The sequence below is a fragment of the Serratia sp. S4 genome (assembly GCF_000347995.1).
Lineage (GTDB): Bacteria > Pseudomonadota > Gammaproteobacteria > Enterobacterales > Enterobacteriaceae > Serratia > Serratia quinivorans.
Window position 1 is genome coordinate 4,599,012 of the sequence record NZ_KB661120.1, and the last position, 21,406, is coordinate 4,620,417.

Consider the following 21,406-nt stretch of genomic DNA (forward strand, 5'->3'; position numbering starts at 1 on the left):
GTTAATCCCATAAATTGACAGTTTCACGCTGCGGCGCGGCGGTCACATCCGGCAGCTCGACCGGCTGGCAGTGCGGCAAAATCGCCCCGGCATCGGCCAGCCCCTCATTGAGTGAGTAAACCTGTTCAACTACGCCCTGCGTGCGCCCGTAGTAGCGCCAGCAAATCGCGTCAACGGTGTCGCCCTGCAGGGCGTAGATTTTCATTACAGCAACCCGATGATGCAGTGGGCGCGGTCGGCCACATTGCTGATCGCGTTACGAGCCGAGCGCCACAGTTCATCAATGGACGCCTCGACAACATCCGCTTTGCGCCCGCCGGTGCCGGTGGTGTCCATGCTGCGGTATTGTTCCGACAAAATGGCGGTGGTCATGGTGCTGACCGCGTTGCGGTATTCACTTACCCGGATACTTTCGCCGTCAAGTTCGTCGGCGGGGACATCCTCCAGCCGCTGATAGCCGTCGGCCATCTGATCGCGGCGGTAGGTGAAAAGCTCGGCGTTGACTTCCGCCAGCGCACTTTTAATCGCCAGCCGTAGCCGTGGAGCGGTGATCGTGCCTTCAATGCGCATCACGTCGCGCACGTCTGCCGGGGTGATATCCGGGAAGAAAAAGACGTTTTTAATGATCGGCTCATCCTCCGGGCGCGGGGCTGGCGCGTCCGGACGGGGTTTTATAATGACGGTGCTCATATGACCTCAAAAAATAGGGGGCGGTGGACGACGGCGTTAACGAGGTGAAACCTGTCGCGGCCATCGTGCCGCCCGGCGCGGGGCGCGTTCTGTTAGCGGCTGGCAGCGGTACGGATCGCCCGCTCCAGCCGTTCAATGTCCTTTTTGACGCCACAGCCGTTATGCAACTGCAACGCACGCTTCAGGTGGTTTAACGCCAGTTCAGCCCTGCCCGTTTCACGCAAGACGTACCCGGTAATTTTGTGCAGCTTGGCGCGCACTTGGTCGGGCATGTCTTCTGCGTCGGTGAGTTCCATGGTCTGCGTGAGGTGGTCAATATTGACCGCCTCCCCAGCCTCATGGGCACGGGTGGCAGACTCGGCGACGACTTCTGCGATGAGGTACGGCGTGGAGCGAGTGAAGTTGCCCGGCGGTGCTAACTTGTAGCGCAACGCATAGCAGGCAATGTCCAGTGCGCCGGGGATATCCCCGGCATCCAGTCGCCAAATCATGACCGTCATCAGAATGGCATCCTGCGCACCGTTACCTTCCGCCAGCACTCCGGCAACCCAGGGGGCATAGTCCGGCAGCAGTTGGCGTTTGAGTTCGGCTTTACGCTCTTGTGAGCGTATCTGCTTGAGTTTTCGCTTATCCTCATAGAGTTTAAGCATCATCAGTTCATAGCCGTTGGCATGGCGCAGCGGGTCATTTTTCCGCTGCGCGGCCTCGACCGCAGACTGGCGCAGAAGGTGACGGCGGGCAGGGCTGGTCATGGTTACTTACCGCCTTTTGCCGCTTTGTCGTCTACTGACACAGCGTCAGTACCTTTCACCTCAGGATCAGCGGCATCCGTAATCGATTCGGTTGGAGCTGCGACTCCTTTCACCGCCTCAACAATGGCACCGGCCAGCTTTTTAAGCCCCTCATCAGCGGATAGTTTTGCTTTAGCCTCCTCATCCTCCTTCACTTTCTTTGGGTCTGGCGGTGGCAGCAACACGATGTTTTCCACCAGAGTGCCGCAGGCGTAATCCTCCACCACATAGTCCTCGTTGATGGATTCGTAATTTTCGATGCGGTCACGCTTGGAGTTTTCCACCATATGACGGCGGTGGGTGTCTTCCTGCCAGTAAATCGACAGGTTATCCAGTCGGGTGATCATCAGCGCATTGGCCGGGAAGAACGGCACGCGCACGGCGGGCAAGTTGCCAATGCGTTTTTGACTAATAATCAGGTCAGCAGCCAACGCTTCACTGTTCGGCTGTTCCTGATTCACCAGAGGAAAATACTTGTCGGCCAGTAACTGACGGCCACAGATAACAACCAGTTCCGGATCTTCCTGATACCACGGTGCAATCAAGGTGTTGGTGGCATCCATCACCAGCGCGTCGAGGGTGACGTAATCGCCCCCGGTTCCCACGCGGATTTTTTCTGACAACACGGTGCCATCCTCGTCGGTGATATTGTGCATCACGCGGGCCGGGGCGTTGTCGCGGTACTTTTGCAGCCAACCCGGCGCAATGTCCTGCAGCAACGGAAATTTGATTCGGTTGGAGGTTTTCGCACGATGGGTACCGTTGAAGCCGATCATCATGCGATCAAGGGACTGGCGTTTTACGATGGCATCACGCAAACGAGCCTGAAAGTCCTGATAACGTGCCCACAAATCAATAGTGTTATAGCGAATGTGGAAATCGTAGTTTACCTGCTGGCAGAAATAGCCCTCTGCATCCAGCGTGGCAAAGTCGGCGGTTTCGCGTTCATCACCGCCGGTGGTGTCGGTGGTGCTGGCAATAGAGCCGTTGACGCCAAGGCCGACTTTTTCCGCTTTCATTTCTGCCACCGGCACAATATTGATGCGGGTCAGAAACGCGGAGGAATCCTGTACGCGGGTCATGATGGTCTGTGTGACAGATGGCTCTACGCTGAATTTTTTATCCAGATCGCCGGTGTCGACACCGTTCAGCTCCGCAACGCGGGACAGAAAGGCATTAAATTTCAATCGGGTTTGCTTGCGCATAGTTATTCCTGTTTTTATTCGGTTTTATCGGGTGTGGCTGCCTTAGCAGTCGGTCAGCACGTCTTGCGCACCGTTGCCGCCTGTGGCTTCCGGGCGTGTCGGCTGGCTAAAGCTCTCGGTGTTGGAAAGCTGCGTTTTCAACTCACTGAAAGCGCTGTTGCCGGTTTCCACCTGCTGTCTGAGATCGGTAATCACTTCATTGAGGGCGTCGGTGGTCTGGGTAAAACGCGCTTCTGCTTCCTGCAACTGCTCGGCCACGGTCATCACTGCGTCTTCCATTTCATTGAAGCGCACATCATCCCCAGCCTGTTTGCGGGTAAACATCGCTTTAATACGGCTGGAAAATGAGTTTTCCGGGTCGGTGATTTCGTCAAACTCAATCAGTGCCTCAACGGCAGCAGTGAATAAATTTTCCGGATCGGATTTACGGCCTGCCAATGGGTTCTTTTGGGCACGCTGGCTAAACTCCAGCATTTCAGTGCCGAGGCTGGCCGGATCATCAGTGACAGCCAATCCCATGAGGTAGGTGCTACCTGTTTTGGCAAAATCGCGGCGGATCTCCATCGAGGTGTAAATCTTCTGACTCGCTGCGACCATTGCCACTAAATCTGGTGTCGGTGTCAGTCTGGCGTAAAGCGCCCACTTGCCGTGCAACAGAGGTTCGTCCGGCTCGTCTATCTGCTCAGCTTTCAGCTCGACAACATCGCCATAACGACGGAAATCACTGGTCGGCAAAACACTTTTGATGTGTTCAAGGTTGATGCGTGCACCGCGCACTTTCGGGCTGTAGTGCTGCGCCATCTGCTTAATATCGTTAACGTCGATTTCTCGCCCGTCACAGGTGTCACCTTCAACGCCGATGCGGAAAAACTTAGAAACTTTCTTTGCCATGTAAACGGCTCCAGTTGGGGTGGTTGGGTTCGGAGCTAGTTTCAGGGGAATGGCGTCGCGTCTCAACGCGTTGCGGTTGGAAGATCTAAGGCACAACAGCGACTTAAGGCGAGTTGCATCGGGCTTCCGTAGCCTTTGCAGCATGAACACGACACCGACGACAACCATCATCAGCGATCCGCGCCGACAAGCTGCCTTGCTCTACTGGCAGGGCTTCTCTGTGCGCCAAATTGCGGAAACGCTGAATGCCAAGGCACCGACCGTGCAGAGCTGGAAGCTACGCGACAAATGGGACGATATCGCGCCCATTTCCCGCGTGGAGCAGAGCATGGAAGCGCGGTTAATTCAGCTCATCATGAAAACGAAAAAGGAGGGTATCGACTTCAAAGAAATTGACCTGCTCGGCCGCCAGATTGAACGGCTGGCGCGGGTCAATCGCTATTCCATGAGCGGCAACGAGGCGGATTTAAACCCAAATGTCGCCAACCGTAACAAAGGCGAACGCAAGCCCGTCGAGCGTAACCTGTTCAGTGAAGCGGCCATTGCCAAGCTTAACGATATTTTTCTGGGGGATTGTTTCGAATATCAACGCGGCTGGCACCGTGCCGGGCTGCAACACCGCATCCGCAATATCCTGAAATCACGCCAGATCGGCGCAACCTTCTATTTTGCCCGTGAAGCGTTAATGGATGCGCTGACCACCGGCCGCAATCAGATTTTCCTGTCAGCCAGTAAGGCACAGGCGCATGTCTTCCGCAACTACATCATTGACTTTGCCCGATTGGTCGACGTTGACCTGAAAGGCGATCCTATGGTGTTACCGAACGGCGCACGCCTGATTTTTCTCGGCACCAATGTGCGCACCGCACAGAGCTACACCGGCAACCTCTATCTGGATGAATATTTCTGGATCCCGAAATTCCAGGAGCTGCGCAAAGTCGCCAGCGGGATGTCATTGCACAAGAAATGGCGCACCACTTACTTTTCCACGCCGTCCAGTCTGGCGCATTCCGCTTATCCGTTCTGGTCGGGTGAACTGTTCAATAAGGGCCGTCGCAGCAAGAACGACCATATTCAGCTCGACCTCAGTCACAGCCACCTTGCAAAAGGCGTGCTGTGCGGGGATGGGCAGTGGCGGCAAATTGTCACGGTAGAAGATGCGCTGACCGGCGGCTGTAACCTGTTTGACCTTAATCAGTTGTCCCTTGAGTACGCGCCAAGTGAGTATCAAAACTTGCTGATGTGTGAATTCGTGGACGATACCGCGTCGGTGTTTCCGTTCGCGGAGCTGCAAGGCTGCATGGTCGACACGCTGGAAGAGTGGGAAGACGTCAACCCGTACGCCGTGAGGCCGTTTGGCTATCGCCCTGTGTGGATTGGTTACGATCCATCAGAAGCCAACGGCGGCGACAGCGCCGGGTGCGCAGTCATCGCCCCGCCTATGGTGGCCGGTGGCAAATTCCGCGTGCTTGAGCGCCACCAGTGGCAAGGCATGAACTTTGCCGATCAGGCCCAGAAAATCAAAGACCTTACCGAAAAATATTGCGTGGAATACATCGGCATCGATGCGACCACCGTCGGGCAAGGGGTTTTCCAATTGGTGCGCGAATTCTTCCCGGCTGCGAGAGAAATCAAATACACCCCTGAAATCAAAACCGCCATGGTGCTGAAAGCCAAAGACACCATTGGGCGCGGCTGTCTCGAATATGACACCAGCCACACCGATATCACAGCCGCTTTTATGGCGATCCGCAAGACCATGACCGCCAGCGGCGCACGCTCCACTTATACCACCAGTCGCAGCGAAGAAGCCAGCCACGCCGATGTCGCGTGGGCAATCATGCACGCCTTGTTAAATGAACCGCTCACCGCAGGCAGCGGCCACAGTAGCCCGAACATTTTGGAGTTTTATTAATGAGTAAACGCAAAGGCCGTAAGGCATTCACCTCCCCTACTCCTGCCACTCAGGGGCAAGATTTTGAGGCGTTCTCTTTTGGAGAGCCTTCTCCGGTGTTAGATAAGCGGGAAATTCTTGATTACATCGAATGCACCGGCAACGGTAAATGGTACGAACCGCCGATCAGCTTTGACGGGCTGGCACGCAGCGTGCGGGCCGCCGTTCACCACAGCTCACCTATGTTCGTAAAGCGCAATATTTTGGCGTCTACGTTCATCCCTCACCCCATGCTAAGCCAGCAGGAATTTAGCCGCTATGCGTTGGATTATCTGGTGTTTGGGAATGCTTTTTTAGAGGTAAGGAAAAACCAACTCGGCGAGCCGCTGCGCCTACAGTGTTCACCGGCAAAATACACCCGCCGGGGCGTTGAGCCGGATACGCATTGGTTTGTGCAAGACTGGAAAGAGCCCCACCAATTTGCACCGGGAAGTGTGTTCCATCTGATTGAGCCGGATATCAATCAAGAGCTGTACGGCCTGCCGGAGTATCTCAGCGCATTAAATTCTGCGTGGCTGAATGAAGCGGCGACACTGTTCCGCCGCAAGTATTACCAGAACGGCGCTCACGCCGGTTACATCCTGTATATGACCGACGCAGCCCAAAGCACCAGCGACGTCGACAGGATGCGCCAAGCCATGCGAGACACAAAGGGACTGGGTAACTTCCGCAATTTGTTTATGTATGCACCTAACGGCAAACCCGACGGCATTAAAATCTTGCCGCTAAGCGAGGTCGCTACCAAAGATGATTTTTTCAATATCAAGAATGCGACCAGAGACGATTTGCTAAGTGCGCACCGAGTACCGCCTCAAATGATGGGGATTATACCGAACAATACTGGGGGGTTTGGGGATGTTGAAAAGGCTAGTCAGGTATTTGTGCGAAATGAACTGCGACCATTGCAAGAGCGGATGAAAGAAGTTAACAAATGGATGGGAGATAATGTAATTTGTTTTTCCCATTATGAACTATAGTCAAATTTCATTTACAAATTAAGCCTTATAGATAAAGTGCATTTAAACACCATATACTACCTTAGAAAATAGCAGTCTTTTAATAATTATTGCCGCAATCTATAGTCGCGGCAATTATTACAATAAAAACATGCGAAAATTAAATTTAAATATTTTATATTTAGCAAAAAAGCATTAGCCACACTTTAAAAAGCAATAATCAATCAGGCAGTTCAATTCCATACTTAAGAACTCTCAACCTATTCAAATCACTTTCCCCTGCTATTTTGCAAAGAGCTTTTTTAGCATTATTAGATATGATATTATACTTCTCATCACTGCTATTTAGATCACCAAACTTCAAACATGTACTAACAAATGAAACCAAGTCTTCTCCTAGCTCACTGGTAAATAAATCATAATACTCACCAGCTGATGTATTAGCCAAAATATCTATATCCTTAGGATTCCAACCATTCCTTCCAGCTATCCTGCCCAACACATCTTTTGCACTTTCATTAATTTTATTTTTTTCATAAACATCTCTAAATGTAGCAACTATATCTGGATCTTTAATATCACCAAAGTGATTCAATTCATTTAAATTAAAAAACTCAAGATCCACTGAATGTTCACTAACATACTTATTTATTATTTCCTTTGCCTTCTCATCCTCATTTAGGCTTTTCATCAATGTGACCGTACCATTAAGATTTCCAGCGGAAATATAACGACAATTAATCATATAACTATCATACAGTGTGTTTACAAGTTCTTCTTTTCCTATAGTGAAACTATTATGATATTTATCCCACGCTTTAGTAAATGAATTGCTCGACTCATCACGTATAATGGCATCATTCCTTTTTTTTAACAAATCCAAAAAATCATCCTTATCGAAATAACCACTTATTACTGCTGCTAAAATAACAACATCAAGCTCACTAGTATGATAATACTTATAAGCCATCAATAATCTATCCCACTCGGCATGGACAGGATCTTTTTCTTTTTTATCGCTAATGTTATACAAGTCAATTCCTTTACCTCTTATAAAATCCAGAGTGGGTATTTTTTTATTGGCTTCGGAACAATAGTAACACCAAACGAAGAGAACCAATGAATGCATAACTTCATTTTTCAGCATCTCCCTTACATCACTCAAGTAGGAGTTTGCTACAATAGATAATCTTTCTATTTTTTTTAGAACACGAATATTTTTTATTTGTAGCGCATTACAATAACCTTTCACTACATCCGGAGTATTGTGACCAAAAGCTAAAGACACACATTCTTCAGATGTAGGGTGAAATTCCACTTCGTAATCTATAACTTTCTCCTTGTACTTATTTAGCTTAGATTTCCTTAACTCATTCTCATTTAATAAAATAACTATCTTACATTTTCTTTGCTCCTTTAACATTGAAATTAAACCTAGGACATCAGTTATTGTCAGCCCTTTACCTCTGCGCTCAATGTCATCTATACAAATCAACGTCTCTTTTAATGATAAAAATGACATTCTATCTAACATCGGTATAAAATTTTTAATAAATGGGAAATCCTTCACAAGGGCAGCATTACTCTTCCCAAAATTCAATAATTTTTTTGATGAGCTTTCGATAAAATTATCAAAACTATCACTATGACTAATTTGGTTTTTGTACACTACATTTTCGAAAATACTATTTTTCAAACATTCAAGAGAGTTTATACCAAATAAAGATACATATGAGTATTTTGATAATGCTAGTTTTTTTTCTCGCGCAGAATTACGTAAACATTCATCCCAACAATAAGTTTTCCCTACCCCCCAATCTCCTTTGATAACCATGACCTCAGGTAAATCATAGGAAATAAATTCCATAATATTTTTTCTCACAAAGCTGAGCGACATAACTTCTCCTTTATCTATATCAAACAACAGCTTTTATCTTAAGGCTAAATTTTAAGTTATTCTATGGTTCAGTTATAAAAAGCACTTCTAACTCAATATCATTTTCTAGGAACACGCACATAACCAGTCAGCGCGCAATGCTATCCCCGCCTCGCCTGCCCGCTTTATGTGTCGCTTTTAATGCACTTGCATGATCCAGCGCGATCCGCACCAGTGCTGGCGCTGCGGGGGTAAATGTCACACCGGATCATCATGCGAATTCATGCACCTAATGCATGCATAGGGTATTTAGCTATATTAGCTCAGACTTGAGCTGGCAACATTCCCTAGCAGCGTACAATCAAAACTGACAGTCCGCTCTGAGCGACCAGCGGAAATTAACATATCTTTTAAAGTGGTCAAATTTAGCTATTCACTATGGCAACTGGTCAGGACTATAGGCACACATGTCGATATTTACACAACTGGCTGGTAATCAGAGGATAGTGGAATTTTAAGGACTAACTGGTTAATTTTGGTGATAGAAAGAACAAAAAAAAGCATGACAAAATGATTTTATCAAACTTTAATTTAACCACCATAAAGTATCCCCACCACACTTGGTTCACACATTTATGTGAGAAATTTCCCTCACTTAACAATTTCATTAAGAATAATATCTAACTTCCTCATGTTAGAGCATAAATAAAATCTTGATGAGTATTTATAGCATCTTATATAATGGATATTATTCCCAGCTATATTCACACTGTAACTGCAAATCATACTTAGATAGTATATATTCTCTCCTATACCAAAAGATAAATAATTTTAAGAAGCAAAAGAAATTATACCTTTGCTTCTTTCTTATTTTTTTATTTATAGCTCAAGAGGATTTTCTGCATATTTTCACGCAGGAGATCTCTCTGTTTCTCATCAAACTCGCCCTTTATACTAGTCATAAGTAATTTAGTTAGAGTATCTTGATAACTAGCATCAGAGAAAAGCTTTATTATTTTGCTGAATTCGTCCTTAAACTCACGATGAATGAATAGCAATACATAGCTGATGTTATTATAATGACCCACATCAATTTCTGAATGGTCCAAGGCCTCTTCATTTACTTTTCTTCTTAACGAAGTAACAAACTTAATTATATCTCCTTCACTGTTATTATTATCGTCAATGATAACCGATAAAGTATCAAGTAAGCTCATCGAGTTTTCCTTAAAGAAATATTCTTCAGATATTGTAGCCAAAACACCATCCTTAAGAGACTCCGATGATATTTTCAATCCAACCAAGGAAAGTCTTTCAATCGCTCGCTGAGGCGTATAAATAAGCCACTCAGCATACTTATTCTCTCTGCGAACAATATTCCTGAGGAGGTACTGAGACGTATCCAAAGTGATCAGCATTGGAGTGCTAAAATATCCTTTTGAATCAAGATGTAACTTCTCTTCGCCTAAAGTGTAGGCGCAATATATATCATTATCAATCGCTCTGTAAGGTCTAAATGAAGTTGATTCCCTAATAAATTTTCTTCTCGTTCTTTCTACGAACTCTGAGGATACCAGATCTTTATTGTCTATAATATCAAAGTTAGCTGCTGTTAATAACTCAAAAATACAGCCTGCATAGGCTGTAAATTTATTGCTCGGATTAATCTCCTCTTTTTCCAGTCCTAAGAATGCACTAGTAAAATCGTCGAAGTTAGATTTATCACTTCTTTTATTTTTCCACTTCATATAGACATTGAAGTAAACATTTTTTGACTCACCAAATTGTTCTACCAATTCTTCAGTAACAAATTGGCTTAACTTCTCTGCTTGAGAAAAGTGTCTGGCAGTTTCTTCAAAATGTTCATTTGAAACCCTTAACCTTTTGTTTCTTATTAAGTTTATATTCTCTCTCAAAAGATTAATATTTCGTAAAGATTTATCGAATAAAGAACCATCCTTGAACATTATTGTGATTAGATATGGTATCAATACCGGTGCATCAAGATAAATATAGAAACTTTTATCTTGAATGTATTTTTCAAGCTTACTATCACTCAAAAAACTAACACACAACTTTGCTGAGCAATGCTCTGATAGATATTCATTTTCACCAGCTAACGCAAGTAATTCACTGGCTAATGCTTCAGATTCACCTCTATCTAAATCGCATTTCTCATTAATTAATACCTTTAGCTTATGAATTGTTGCTTGAAATATTTTTAACTTAGGAGGTTCAAATTTGCTCTCTGTTATTTGAATACTTATAGATTCTTCATAAGCTGTGATGATTAACTTCACAACTTCAGAGGCCAAATCCTTATCAGTATGCTTTGCAAGCTTATTACTAATAGTTTTAATTAGTTCTTGTTTACGAGTACTATCCCTAAGCTTGATATTTTCAAGCTTAGATACTTCTTCTCTACTTAGGATATATACACCATCTTGATGGATTATTTTACCTGCACGAGTAAGAGTTTGTAATTTACCTTTTAGACTACCTATTCTCAAATTTACTCCTTGAAGCAAGCCTAATAACTCTTCAATAGCTTTTCCACCTTCATTCAAATGAGAGAGGATATTTGCATCTAAAATAGCATTCTTTAAATTCGTACTGTCTTTACTGAGCAGAAGATACTCATAAAAAGCTCTTTGTTGAAAATTTATTGGCTCATCATTTTGTATATCAAATTTATGAATTACTTTGATTAGATAATTAAGAATATGTGGATAATGATCTGTTAAATCTTGCGCAATTCTTTTTGCATCATAAAACTCCAAAGAAATTAGATGATTAGTCATCGCACCAGTTCTGAGCTTATCCAATGTATACTCAGAAATGGGATGACTCCAAAAAAAATGCAATATCGGTGGATAATTGTGATTATCCATCAACTTCTCCACTTTTAACAGGTCTGCCTCAAGTTTTTCTTCAAGTTTTTTTTCTTGAATGGTTATCTGCGCAGCTTGGCGAACTTCTCGTTCATTACGCTTAATAACTAAATCCTTACCATTATCGTAAGGCCCGCCAACTAAATATGCATTTCCTTTGAACAATTCCTCAGCGTATTTTTTGACAAGTGTTTCAAACTCACCTTCAGTTGAGATCGAACTGATAAATTTAACATTACTGTTCACATAGACTCCTTTCATGTTGACTATATTATGATTTGACATATTGAAGGAATATAAGATCATTAATTTGTACAGTCAATTCAATCCAAAAAAACAAAAAAAAATCACATAAATAACATAAAAATCAACAAGTTATCATTTTCATTTGTTATTATTAGAAACGTTTTTGACTAAATTCGGCTTAAATTAGAATGTACTGTTGGGATTTTAAAAAGCGCAACCTGCCATTTTGGTAACTCGAAGTAGTTTATTTACCCCATTGAGTCAACTGCAACTTAGAGCGCGTACAGCCAAGAATCCCCGCTGGCGGTGCCGGCGGGCGACAACTTTTGACAACTTAATCCCATCACCAACTGACTTGACCTGCTCACCGTTGATTAACACATTGTGATGTCATCAATGTCCGGCCCTGTTAGGTTAAGCTCTGTGCTGTGACAATGTCAGCTCAAGTCTGAGCTAATACAATTTTTAGCACAGATAAAGATATGTGTTGTGCTGATGGCGGCCCTCTTCAATCAACTTGAAAACATGGCCAGACCTATTTTTTATGTAGTAATTCGCCTCCTCCGGGGTGACGTGCATCCCTTGCTTTGTCGCTGCATGTATAAAGTCTACCGTCTTAATCCTGCGGCCTTTATCGGTAGATTTTAGCGCTTCTATGAACGCCCCGGTCATGTGTAAATCTCGTTTCATACGTCACCTACTGGATCAAGAAATAGTCGCAAGGTGTTTTATCACTGCTGCTTTTTCCGGGGCGATGTTGGTTTTCATCTCACCGGCCAATTCTGAAATCCAGATCAATGCAATGTCTTTATCTTTAGCTTGGCTCTCATAACAAACCCCCAAGCGGGCAATGAGTTCAATGCGTTCCAAAACAACCAATTCTTCCACTGCTGGTAAATGCACCCTGTTCCTCCGATGCCTAATCACTGTATGCATATACAGTATCAACCATAAATTTTGCTTCCGCAACTAATTATTAAAAACCAGCCCAATCATTAACCGGCTCATACTGCATTGAAATATCACCAAATTTGACTTTAGCACCGCGTGCTAGCGCTTCCAGTTCCCAGCGCTGGGCGGCAATGTCGTGCTGGGCCAAATCTGCCCGGATTCCGCTCAGCCGATCACGTTCTGCCGGAGTCAATCTTGCTGATGGGGCCAGTTCTGGCACCTGATAAGGGTCAAAACTGCGTTGTGATTTCTTTATCTGCGACGGAATAGCCCGTATACGGCTCATAACAGACCGTGTAACGGTCATATCATTCCAGTCAATCGGTGTTTCCGGTGAGTGTTCCAGCACCGCCACGGCCTCTACAGGCTCACTATCCTGCGAATTTGTAGCGCCTTTGCTATCGACCAACCCACAGTTATTGACAGGACTCCGAGGCGCGCCAGAGGCGCTTTTCAAAGTCAAAGGCTCAACGGCAACAGCTTTAGCGACGATGCGCCATTGGGTGGTGCGAGTTTCATAAACGCGATCGGCACCGATGTGCGGGGCAAAAATCCCTGCGATTTTCTGCACTTCTTCGTCATAGGCGTTGCGCTCGTCGGCAACCCGGCGGGCTACACGCACGGTCTGATCGTCGCGGGCAACGTTAGGGCCACCCTGCGCCAAAATGTAAGCGGCAAAATCACCGGCATCAGCAGCAGCACGCACAGCCTCTACTGTTTCGTCAAACTCATCGGCCAAACTGACAGAGCGAATCTTGCGGCACTCGCGCCATGCGCCGCGCGATGGCAGGCCGATAAAGTGGAATTGAGGGATTCGCCACGTTGACGCCCACGCGGTGACGGCAGCGGCTGTATCAGTCAACAACTCGCCGGTTTCATGATCGCGTTCGCCGTCCAGCGCGTACCCGTCGATGTTTTTTGCAATGTATTTAGCGATATAGCCCGCCGCACCGCCTTTGTTCAGGTGCTTGCAGTCAAAACGGTTTTTGGCGGCGCCGCGCTCGTCGCCATCTTCAGCCATAGCATAACGGCGTATGATGTCGATCACCTGCTGGCGCTGCTCTTTGGAGGTAAACAGCATCATATGCCAGTGCGGCGTCGCATCATGGTGCGGCTCGACTACGCGCACGCCATAGACCTGCAGACCTGCATCTTTAAACGCCGTGCGAATATTGCTAAACAAGTTCACAAGGTAGCGCTGGCCGTCTTTTGGTGTGTAGGCTTCATCGTCCCATTTGTGGTTAAACTGCACCTTCGGGCTGTTCTTGCCGACGGCGCGCGTTGGGTGATATTTGGATGGAGTGGTAATGGTGATAAACATCCCCTTATCGCCCCGCGTAGCGGCGGCCTGCTCAACACCGGCGATCATCGCCATTAACTCCATACGGCGGATTTCCGGATTAGAGATACTCGCCATCACCTTGTCGATCAGGCTGAAGCGTTCGCCGGTTTCGACATTCTCCAGCTCGCGGCTGTTGAGGTAATCAAAGTTGGACTGACGACGCGCTTTCACTTCCCGGATCGCCTGCTTGCTGGAATAAGATGACGCCCCACGGTTCACATTGCCGACAGCAATCAACAACGCCTCGCGCCAGCGCGTGCGCTGGGCTTTTAACTGGCGTTCCCACCATTCCGCATCTACCAACCGGGACAGACTTGCGATCGCTGACCGGGCATCAAGTTTGCCCTTGCGGTATTTGTTCCAATGCATCGGGGTGATATTGAAGGCGCGGGCCATCGGCGCGGTATGACCATAAAAACAGGCTTGAGTGCTATCTTCAAACAGCCCTGTATTGTCTCCGCCGTTACTTTTAATAAATTCTTCAACGCGGCTTTCATAGATAGACAACAGTTGACCGGCCACGCGATCCGCAAGGCGTTTCAGCTCTTTGTCATCCATACCCGGTAAACCCGCATAATTATCAATCTCCGCCATCCAGCGCGGTGAAGCCGCTAAGTTCATCCCATTCTTAGCGTTAACCGCCTCAATACGGGGCCATATGCGGCGCTCAAACTGGAACACAAGCCATTTATTGGCGTCATGCAGCCCTTTGGATTTCAGCAGGTAATCATGGCGTGACAGGAAAATGGCACTAAGAAAACGCGGCAGGGAATGGATATTGCGTAAAACAGCTTGCCCCTGAGCATGTTCCTCACGGGTAAGCGGTCTTACCGGCCCGGCGATTGCCGGGCGCGGTGCGTTCCATGGGTAAGCGTAAGCGGGTACCGCTTGGCTCATTGAATTATAGCGCCGTTGGAGTAGGCACAGTTGCCACAGTAGCGCTCATTGCAATTCACACACATTGAGTCTTGCTGTATTTGGATGCTTAAAACTACATAACCAGCCTTCCACTCGCTGACGTCAGTAATATGAGTGACCTTTACAAGAATGAACTCACCAGTATATCCATTAGCATCTTCTAGCCACTCACGGAGTTTTAATAAATCGCCCTCTTTAAAGTCTCTATCATTCAAACGAAACTCAGCCTTTTTTACTCCAGCACGAACGAAGTTAAAATAAGAGGGTTTGATTTTTAAATCATGTAGCGTCACAAAAAACTCCTAATCGTAATTTTGGTTTTCTGGGCGGCGCATGAATTCTAAATCACTCAAATCGGCCGCAATAAAATGACCTACTGCAAAAATCAGCAGGCCGAATAAAATGGAGAATTCGATCATGCAATCCCCGAAAAAATAAAAAGGTGACCTTTTACCTCGCGGAGATGCTGGCAGCCCACGCAGGTATAAACGCCGGGAACAGCCACACGACGTGCGGCGGGGATCGGAGCGTCGCATTCTTCACACACAAACGCAGACGGCAACGCCGAGCACTGGCGGGCATTAGCGATCTGCGCCTCCAGCAATAGCGCCTGATTCTCCTGTGAGTAATCCATAGAGTCCGCCATCAGTGAAGCTCCTGTGCTTGGTGCTCGATGGTTTCAGCCTCTTGGCGCAGCAGTTCCACAGCTTCGATAGCCGTTAAGCCGTTCTTAGTAATGTGAGCAGCCAAACGCACCAAACGAGCAGCGGCGAGATCGGCTTGATTCTTACGTTCATCAAGACGGGCGCTATCAAGCAATACGATCACCTGTGAGAATTCGCTCCCTTCCTTGGCCCGGTCTAATCCAATAAAAACCATATTTGACATACTTAATTCCTTATTTTAGGCAAAGTGATGTCCGGCGGGTTAACGCCAGAATTACGCAATGCGGTTAATTAGTGTTTAATTCGCAATCATCATTACTGATAAATCGCGGTAAAGTTTTTGATAAATCAATCAGGTCATTCAGCGCCCACACGATTTGTTTACGCTCTGAATAACTCATTTCTGCAAATTTCATATTTACATGCCGCTCTTTCAATCCAGCATGAAAACAAACAGTTCTGCGGATATGCCCCGGTGACTTATCAAAAGCCTCTTGCGCCACGTTCTTTCTATGCGCGAACAGATCACGCTTAATCTGAGAAATGCGCTTAATGCCGATAGCTTTTTGGTCATCCGTTGCCAGTAACATATCAACCCCAATTAACGGCAGAACATACGGCGCAATAGTTGCGCAGGTTTTGCAGTAGACAGACCGCGCAGCAATGCAGCCTGATCGTGACGTGGCCGCCAGCGTTTACCGCCCGGCAGTTCAATAAAGCCGTTTTCAAAATGACGCGATGGGCTTTGCTGTTTCAGTAGCGGAGCGATTGAGATAGGCACAGTGATCACCTCAGCTTAAACCAGCGACAACACTCAGGCCGCCGAGCACGTCAACGGTGGAGGCTAGCGCCGGGGTGGATTGGATACGGTTTTGAACGGTTAGACCGATTAGCGACAAATGGCGGATCGCCGTGTTGACGCTTTCAAGCAGTGCACTCTTGCGAACCGGGGTCTTGTGGTCGCCTTGAACTGCAGCGGCAGCAATATTGCCGACGGCAGCCGTCGCCTGTAGTGCATACGTTGGGATGTTCCCGGCGCTGGCTTCATTGACTGGCACGGATGGCATGCAGTTGATTTGCGCCAACAGTGCATCAAGCAGGCTTGAATCTTCTGTAGCGTCGGTAATCGCAAGCAATTCAGCACAAGTAAGCTGATGAGGCTGGCCCGGACTCAGCTTATTGCGCAACGTCTGGGCATTCATGCCGATCTGCTTAGCGAGAGCCGTCACATTGTGACGCGCTGGAAACTGGCGACAGGCTTCATCGAAGTGCGAATGTTTAGAAACAGCGTAATCAAACATGGTTAGCCCTACTCTAATCGGTAAAATAGATTAAGCCTGAAGAGAGACGCTACATTCACTCAGGGCTCGAACAGTCAGGGCCGCCATGTTTACTTCAATGAGCCCTTTTTTCTGTTTACCCTTTGGTTTGATAGGCAACTTTCCGTATTCAATCAGGTTCTTAGCCGTTTCTTTATTGGTGCCGGTACGGCGGCAATACTCGTCTAGAGGGAGGTAAGGTTCAGGGATGACAATTGTAATATTAGGTCGCATAAGGCAAACTCTCTCGATTAGCGCCAGATACGGTAATATCCGGCAATATGAGTCTAATTCAAAACAACACGGAGATTACTTAGATTAATTCTAAGTGTCAATATCATAAATGAGTAAACATCTAAGCTTTGATTTCCCTAAATCAACTTCAGAAGCTCTCGACAGGGTCGTAGCCGCCTACGGTTTCAGCATGAAAATGCAACTTGCGGAGCACTTAGGCATTGCTGCCAGTAGCTTATCCGCGAGATACAAACGTGATGTTTTCCCGGCAGATATCGTTTTGCAATGCGCCCTAGAAACGGGAACAAGTATCGAGTGGCTGGTGACAGGCAGGGGGGGTAATTCTCAAGACATCAAATCAGATACACTGAGTCTAATTAGAAAAAGACTAATCAATGGTCAACTCTATGAGGCTGATAAAGTCTTATTCGATAAAGGGATATTCTTGGAGCCAAACCATGCCCCTACCTCTCCAATGTGCCTAATAGATGGCAACATTCAATACATCGTTGATGAGAAATACAGCGAGGTGCATGACGGCTTATGGTTAGTCGAAATTGAGGGAAAAATAGGCATACGCACGCTTACACGCATACCAGTTAAGAAGGTGCGCATCAGCGGTACTGGAGCCGCTTTTGACTGCGATCTTGATGATATAACTGTGCTTGGTCGCGTAGTTTTGACGGTGGAATAAGTAATGCCAGTAAGAAAGCTGCCTGACGGGCGCTGGATAGCAGACTTTTACACCGTTGACCGTAGCAGCGGTAAAGAAGGTAAGCGTGTTCGTAAAAAGTTTGCCACAAAAGGCGAAGCGCTTGCGTTCGAGAATTACACACTAGATCAAATTGAGTCTTCGCCGTGGTTAGGCGAAGGGAAAGAAAAACGCCGCCTCACCGAGTTGGTTGAGCTGTGGTTTAGTCGCCATGGCATTACCTTGAATGATGGTGAGAAACGTAAAAGCTCCATGTTATGGGCTGCAGAGTGTATGGGTTTTCCCCTAGCCAATGAATTTACTGCTCAACTTTTTACGGCTTACCGCGCTAAGCGCCTTGAAGGGAAATTTGCTCGTACCAAACGCGTTAGCAAAGTATCTCCCCGAACGATGAATCTGGAACACGCGTATTTTTTAGCTGTGTTTAACGAACTAAAAAGATTAGGCGAGTGGTTAGCCCCAAACCCACTAGAAAATGTTAGACAGTTCAAAACTGACGAAAGTGAAATGGCCTTTCTGACAAAAGAACAAATTGGTCAGCTTTTACATGAATGCCGCAACAGCTCAGCAAAACATCTAGAAATCATTGTAAAGATCTGCCTCGCCACAGGAGCTCGTTGGAGTGAAGCTGAAAGCCTCAAACACTCACAGATATCAACTGGAAAAGTAACATTCATAAAAACCAAAGGAAAACGAAACCGTACAATTCCCTTATCCTCGGAATTAGTGGCTGAACTACCGAAAAATAATGGTACACTTTTTATTCCCTGTTACTACGCGTTCAGAAATGCACTTGAACGTGCAGAGATTGATCTTCCGCCAGGGCAGTTAACTCATGTTCTGCGCCATACATTCGCATCTCATTTTATGATGAATGGTGGAAATATCTTAGTATTGCAACGAGTTCTTGGGCATACAGATATAAAAATGACTATGCGGTATGCTCATTTTTCACCGGACCATCTAGAAGATGTTCTCTCCTATAATCCATTAATAAACAAATGAGATTAGCATGGATAATATAACTCAGTTTAGGGATTACATTGATTATTACAAGAAACTTATCGCCCCCGGATACGCAGTTCTCGTAACAGGTGAATGGGGTTCAGGTAAGACGTATCAAATAAAAAAATCTTTGAAAGACGATGAAATGTACTATGTCAGTCTTTTTGACGTTACATCAATAGATGATATTTACGCTTCAGTATTCTACAAAATGTCTCCTGCGAAAGCGCTTGCTAAAAAAGCCGCTGGCGGTCTGAGTGATAGCAGCCTTGGTACAGAGGCATTTACATTCGGCCTAGGAGGTATTGTCAGTAACCTTGTAAATGCGGCAATAAAGGAGGATGTAAAGAATGATCGCGTGATTGTATTTGACGATATTGAACGATGTTCAGTCAACATAAATGAAATACTCGGAGCCATTAACAAATATGTAGAACATCATGGATGTAAAGTCATCGCAATAGCCCATGACAAAAAAATAATGGAATCATTTGATCAGTCAAAAGAAAAAGTAATAGGTCAAACCTTAAGAGTTGAACCGAATATTAACGAGGTGTTTAATTTTTTTACAGATAGAAAAGAAATTCCTGATAAAATAAAAAAAGCAATTCTAAATGCTTTCACAGCCTCTGAATGCCGTTCTATGAGAATTTTAAAACACTCTATTAATGATGCTGTTCGACTATTGGAATGCCTTGAAAAAAAACATATATACAATGACGCTGCTATGCATGAAACATTCACTTTCTTTACGGTATTCTCCATAGAATACCGGTATGGGAAAATAAAAGAAAGCGATATAATTCTTAGAGTTGAAAAATCAATAAAATATCACGTAAATAAAGATAAAGATAACGAAGCACCACCTGCAATCGTACAAATCGGTGAGTCTTACAGGAAAAAAGGGTTAACACTTGATTTAATAAGAAGTATATTTAGCGATGAGACTCTCATAAATTGTTTAACAAAAGGCTACTATGACAAAAATAAAATAATTTCCGAAGTAGAGTCTAGTAAGTATTTATCTCAAGAAAATATGGAATCTTGGCTAATTTTAATGAACTTTGATGAGCTATCACACCAAGATGTAAGTTTGGCAATACAAGATATAGACAATAAATTAGACGAGCTATCAATAGTTGATACAGGGAAAATACTTCATATATTTAATTTAAAATTACTAATGTCATTAATTAAAGCTCACGACCTAACTTATCAAGAAGTTTACACTCAACTTAGTCATTATCTAAGAAAATTATTAAAATATAATTTAATGCCCTTACCAAACCCTAATAGTAGATTTTCAATGCATAGAGAATCCTCCCATGGCTATGGTTATTGGATACGAGATGAGTATCGAAAAATCTCCAATGACATGTTTGATCTTATTGAATATAATCAAAGGATTGCAATGCAAAAAAAATACCCAGAATATATAAAAGAAATAATTGAATCTATGAATGAAGATCCTGATAAATTTAAAAGCTTGATATCATCTGGCTACCACGGGCAAGGACAGTACAGTTATATTGATGTCATGAGATATATCAAAGCTCACCGATTTGTTAATATATGGTTAGATGCTCCTGTTAACCACTGGCAAAAAATCAGAGAAGGCTTGGAGGCCAGATACAACACTGGCGCTTTGTATAGCGAACTATCTGAAGAAAAATTATGGGTCAACAGAGTAAACTATATCCTTCAAAAATATGCTGATAAAAAAACTGGATTTGATCGTCTCCGTATCGAGAGACTAACCTGTAACATCGGCTAGGAAAATGTCGCAAAAGTGTCGCATGAAGTTAGGATTATTGCCTTACATTGCCGCTTATTGACTTCACAACTCATTGTTATTTAACTAAGTTATTGTTTTATGGTTGACGTAAATGGTTCTCATAATCGCTTGGTCACTGGTTCAAGTCCAGTAGGGGCCACCAAATTTAGCTGATATAACAGCACATTAAGCCACTTCACACGAAGTGGCTTTTTTGTTGCCCTGATTTTCATGGCGATGAAATGGCGATAGCTTAATCAGGCGCCACCGTTCTGCCGCTGGTGCGCCAACTGTTCGGCACGCAGCAGGATTTCCTGCAGGTCGTCTTCGTCGATATCAAACAGTTCGCCCTGCATCAGGGCCTCATGCAAGTCGGCGCGGGTGATAGACACCGCATCAATCGGCAGATTGGCTGGCTTGGCCTCGGCCGAGGCCAGAGGGTGCGGGTAGCGTCGTCCGGCCAGGTTATTGAAGATAATCGCCAGCAGCGCCAATAACACCGAGTTCAACAGCACCGGGTACAGCACGAAGCTATAGCCCAGTTGATGAATGCCCGGCCCACCGAGGATCGCAGTCAGCGCGACCGCGCCGCCGGGAGGATGCAGGCAACGCAGTTTAAACATTAACCCAATCGCCAATGCCGCCGCCACTCCACAGGCCAGGCCGGGATCGGCTATCAGCAGGCTGGTGCTGACCCCCACCGCTGCGGCCGACATATTGCCCCCGACGATGGACCATGGCTGCGCCAGCGGACTGTTCGGCACGCCAAAAAGCAGCACGGCGGAAGCCCCCATCGGCGCAATAAACCACAGGTTCACTTCGCCCAGAACAAAATGGCTGATCCAACCGGAAATCATCAGCCCCAGCCCGGCGCCAACGCTGGAAAGCAATATCTCTTTTTTGCTTACGGCTAAGGGATGCGGCCACAAACGTGCACACCCTAGTTTCAAACTCTCTATCCACTGCTTCTTCATGTTACTTCGCGC

General features: G+C 45.7%; 22 protein-coding genes. 5 read left to right on the plus strand and 17 right to left on the minus strand.

Annotated features, from left to right (window positions below):
- Position 1 precedes the first annotated feature (1 nt).
- From SERS4_RS0122140 to SERS4_RS0122160, 5 genes are all read right to left on the minus strand, one after another.
- The gene (locus SERS4_RS0122140) at positions 2-205 is read right to left on the minus strand and encodes a tail protein X (protein WP_017894085.1); all 204 of its coding nucleotides are present in this window, start codon (positions 203-205) and stop codon (positions 2-4) included.
- Positions 205-690 (minus strand): head completion/stabilization protein, encoded by a 486-nt coding sequence (locus SERS4_RS0122145; RefSeq protein WP_017894086.1) that lies wholly within the window; start codon positions 688-690, stop codon positions 205-207. The genes SERS4_RS0122140 and SERS4_RS0122145 overlap by 1 nt, the downstream gene beginning before the upstream one ends.
- Before the next feature lie 92 nt (positions 691-782).
- Positions 783-1,442, minus strand: a complete 660-nt coding sequence (locus SERS4_RS0122150; protein WP_017894087.1) for a terminase endonuclease subunit — start codon at positions 1,440-1,442, stop codon at positions 783-785.
- Between the two features lie 2 nt (positions 1,443-1,444).
- Positions 1,445-2,686 (minus strand): phage major capsid protein, P2 family, encoded by a 1,242-nt coding sequence (locus SERS4_RS0122155; protein ID WP_017894088.1) that lies wholly within the window; start codon positions 2,684-2,686, stop codon positions 1,445-1,447.
- Between the two features lie 42 nt (positions 2,687-2,728).
- On the minus strand, positions 2,729-3,577 hold the full coding sequence (locus SERS4_RS0122160) for a GPO family capsid scaffolding protein (protein ID WP_017894089.1): 849 nt from the start codon (positions 3,575-3,577) through the stop codon (positions 2,729-2,731).
- Between the two features lie 142 nt (positions 3,578-3,719).
- On the opposite strand from SERS4_RS0122160, the gene SERS4_RS0122165 reads away from it, so the two are divergent.
- Together SERS4_RS0122165 and SERS4_RS25860 are read left to right on the plus strand one after the other, a co-directional pair.
- A complete protein-coding gene (locus SERS4_RS0122165) occupies positions 3,720-5,492 on the plus strand; it encodes a terminase ATPase subunit family protein (RefSeq protein WP_017894090.1) in 1,773 nt (590 codons plus the stop codon).
- Positions 5,492-6,508, plus strand: a complete 1,017-nt coding sequence (locus SERS4_RS25860) for a phage portal protein (protein WP_017894091.1) — start codon at positions 5,492-5,494, stop codon at positions 6,506-6,508. Before SERS4_RS0122165 ends, SERS4_RS25860 begins: the two co-directional genes overlap by 1 nt.
- Before the next feature lie 199 nt (positions 6,509-6,707).
- Here the strand turns inward: SERS4_RS25860 and SERS4_RS0122175 are convergent, their stop codons facing one another.
- The 11 genes from SERS4_RS0122175 to SERS4_RS0122235 form a co-directional block, all read right to left on the minus strand.
- On the minus strand, positions 6,708-8,384 hold the full coding sequence (locus tag SERS4_RS0122175) for a hypothetical protein (RefSeq protein WP_017894092.1): 1,677 nt from the start codon (positions 8,382-8,384) through the stop codon (positions 6,708-6,710).
- Between the two features lie 854 nt (positions 8,385-9,238).
- Positions 9,239-11,500, minus strand: a complete 2,262-nt coding sequence (locus tag SERS4_RS0122180; RefSeq protein ID WP_017894093.1) for a hypothetical protein — start codon at positions 11,498-11,500, stop codon at positions 9,239-9,241.
- Positions 11,501-12,205: 705 nt separating this feature from the next.
- Complete coding sequence (locus SERS4_RS0122190; protein WP_037410538.1) at positions 12,206-12,403, minus strand: hypothetical protein; 198 nt, start codon at positions 12,401-12,403, stop codon at positions 12,206-12,208.
- Positions 12,404-12,476: 73 nt separating this feature from the next.
- Positions 12,477-14,690 carry a replication endonuclease gene (locus tag SERS4_RS0122195; RefSeq protein WP_017894096.1) on the minus strand — a complete coding sequence of 738 codons (2,214 nt, stop codon included), beginning with the start codon at positions 14,688-14,690 and terminating at the stop codon, positions 12,477-12,479.
- A complete protein-coding gene (locus tag SERS4_RS0122200; protein ID WP_017894097.1) occupies positions 14,687-15,004 on the minus strand; it encodes a DUF3850 domain-containing protein in 318 nt (105 codons plus the stop codon). The genes SERS4_RS0122195 and SERS4_RS0122200 overlap by 4 nt, the downstream gene beginning before the upstream one ends.
- 122 nt (positions 15,005-15,126) lie before the next feature.
- Positions 15,127-15,357, minus strand: a complete 231-nt coding sequence (locus SERS4_RS0122210) for a TraR/DksA family transcriptional regulator (RefSeq protein WP_017894099.1) — start codon at positions 15,355-15,357, stop codon at positions 15,127-15,129.
- A complete protein-coding gene (locus SERS4_RS0122215; RefSeq protein ID WP_017894100.1) occupies positions 15,357-15,599 on the minus strand; it encodes a DUF2732 family protein in 243 nt (80 codons plus the stop codon). The genes SERS4_RS0122210 and SERS4_RS0122215 overlap by 1 nt, the downstream gene beginning before the upstream one ends.
- 64 nt (positions 15,600-15,663) lie before the next feature.
- The gene (locus SERS4_RS0122220; RefSeq protein WP_017894101.1) at positions 15,664-15,966 is read right to left on the minus strand and encodes a hypothetical protein; all 303 of its coding nucleotides are present in this window, start codon (positions 15,964-15,966) and stop codon (positions 15,664-15,666) included.
- 11 nt (positions 15,967-15,977) lie between these two features.
- On the minus strand, positions 15,978-16,157 hold the full coding sequence (locus tag SERS4_RS0122225; RefSeq protein ID WP_017894102.1) for a phage filamentation protein Fil family protein: 180 nt from the start codon (positions 16,155-16,157) through the stop codon (positions 15,978-15,980).
- A 10-nt stretch (positions 16,158-16,167) separates the two neighbouring features.
- Positions 16,168-16,677: a phage regulatory CII family protein gene (locus SERS4_RS0122230; RefSeq protein WP_017894103.1), complete on the minus strand. Its 510-nt coding sequence runs from the start codon at positions 16,675-16,677 to the stop codon at positions 16,168-16,170.
- Positions 16,678-16,707: 30 nt separating this feature from the next.
- Positions 16,708-16,929: a hypothetical protein gene (locus SERS4_RS0122235; protein ID WP_017894104.1), complete on the minus strand. Its 222-nt coding sequence runs from the start codon at positions 16,927-16,929 to the stop codon at positions 16,708-16,710.
- A 109-nt stretch (positions 16,930-17,038) separates the two neighbouring features.
- Here SERS4_RS0122235 and SERS4_RS0122240 point away from each other — a divergent pair, with 109 nt between their 5' ends.
- From SERS4_RS0122240 to SERS4_RS0122250, 3 genes are read left to right on the plus strand one after another with little or no spacing between them, the layout of a single operon-like run.
- A complete protein-coding gene (locus SERS4_RS0122240) occupies positions 17,039-17,623 on the plus strand; it encodes a phage repressor protein CI (RefSeq protein WP_026142549.1) in 585 nt (194 codons plus the stop codon).
- 3 nt (positions 17,624-17,626) lie between these two features.
- Positions 17,627-18,646, plus strand: coding sequence for a tyrosine-type recombinase/integrase (locus SERS4_RS0122245; RefSeq protein WP_017894106.1), 1,020 nt, complete (start codon positions 17,627-17,629; stop codon positions 18,644-18,646).
- Positions 18,647-18,653: 7 nt separating this feature from the next.
- Positions 18,654-20,420: a P-loop NTPase fold protein gene (locus tag SERS4_RS0122250; RefSeq protein ID WP_017894107.1), complete on the plus strand. Its 1,767-nt coding sequence runs from the start codon at positions 18,654-18,656 to the stop codon at positions 20,418-20,420.
- 257 nt (positions 20,421-20,677) lie between these two features.
- Here SERS4_RS0122250 and SERS4_RS0122255 read toward each other — a convergent pair whose 3' ends face one another.
- The gene (locus SERS4_RS0122255) at positions 20,678-21,394 is read right to left on the minus strand and encodes an HPP family protein (RefSeq protein ID WP_012146999.1); all 717 of its coding nucleotides are present in this window, start codon (positions 21,392-21,394) and stop codon (positions 20,678-20,680) included.
- Positions 21,395-21,406 lie beyond the last annotated feature (12 nt).

Coding starts and splice junctions, on each gene's coding strand:
- SERS4_RS0122220 (WP_017894101.1), bottom strand. CDS start 15,966: ATGTTACTGGCAACGGATGACCAAAAAGCTATCGGCATTAAGCGCATT.
- SERS4_RS0122245 (WP_017894106.1), top strand. CDS start 17,627: ATGCCAGTAAGAAAGCTGCCTGACGGGCGCTGGATAGCAGACTTTTAC.
- SERS4_RS0122175 (WP_017894092.1), bottom strand. CDS start 8,384: ATGTCGCTCAGCTTTGTGAGAAAAAATATTATGGAATTTATTTCCTAT.
- SERS4_RS0122150 (WP_017894087.1), bottom strand. CDS start 1,442: ATGACCAGCCCTGCCCGCCGTCACCTTCTGCGCCAGTCTGCGGTCGAG.
- SERS4_RS0122160 (WP_017894089.1), bottom strand. CDS start 3,577: ATGGCAAAGAAAGTTTCTAAGTTTTTCCGCATCGGCGTTGAAGGTGAC.
- SERS4_RS0122250 (WP_017894107.1), top strand. CDS start 18,654: ATGGATAATATAACTCAGTTTAGGGATTACATTGATTATTACAAGAAA.
- SERS4_RS0122215 (WP_017894100.1), bottom strand. CDS start 15,599: ATGTCAAATATGGTTTTTATTGGATTAGACCGGGCCAAGGAAGGGAGC.
- SERS4_RS0122240 (WP_026142549.1), top strand. CDS start 17,039: ATGAGTAAACATCTAAGCTTTGATTTCCCTAAATCAACTTCAGAAGCT.
- SERS4_RS0122165 (WP_017894090.1), top strand. CDS start 3,720: ATGAACACGACACCGACGACAACCATCATCAGCGATCCGCGCCGACAA.
- SERS4_RS0122195 (WP_017894096.1), bottom strand. CDS start 14,690: ATGAGCCAAGCGGTACCCGCTTACGCTTACCCATGGAACGCACCGCGC.
- SERS4_RS0122235 (WP_017894104.1), bottom strand. CDS start 16,929: ATGCGACCTAATATTACAATTGTCATCCCTGAACCTTACCTCCCTCTA.
- SERS4_RS0122145 (WP_017894086.1), bottom strand. CDS start 690: ATGAGCACCGTCATTATAAAACCCCGTCCGGACGCGCCAGCCCCGCGC.
- SERS4_RS0122155 (WP_017894088.1), bottom strand. CDS start 2,686: ATGCGCAAGCAAACCCGATTGAAATTTAATGCCTTTCTGTCCCGCGTT.
- SERS4_RS0122210 (WP_017894099.1), bottom strand. CDS start 15,357: ATGGCGGACTCTATGGATTACTCACAGGAGAATCAGGCGCTATTGCTG.
- SERS4_RS0122230 (WP_017894103.1), bottom strand. CDS start 16,677: ATGTTTGATTACGCTGTTTCTAAACATTCGCACTTCGATGAAGCCTGT.
- SERS4_RS25860 (WP_017894091.1), top strand. CDS start 5,492: ATGAGTAAACGCAAAGGCCGTAAGGCATTCACCTCCCCTACTCCTGCC.
- SERS4_RS0122255 (WP_012146999.1), bottom strand. CDS start 21,394: ATGAAGAAGCAGTGGATAGAGAGTTTGAAACTAGGGTGTGCACGTTTG.
- SERS4_RS0122140 (WP_017894085.1), bottom strand. CDS start 205: ATGAAAATCTACGCCCTGCAGGGCGACACCGTTGACGCGATTTGCTGG.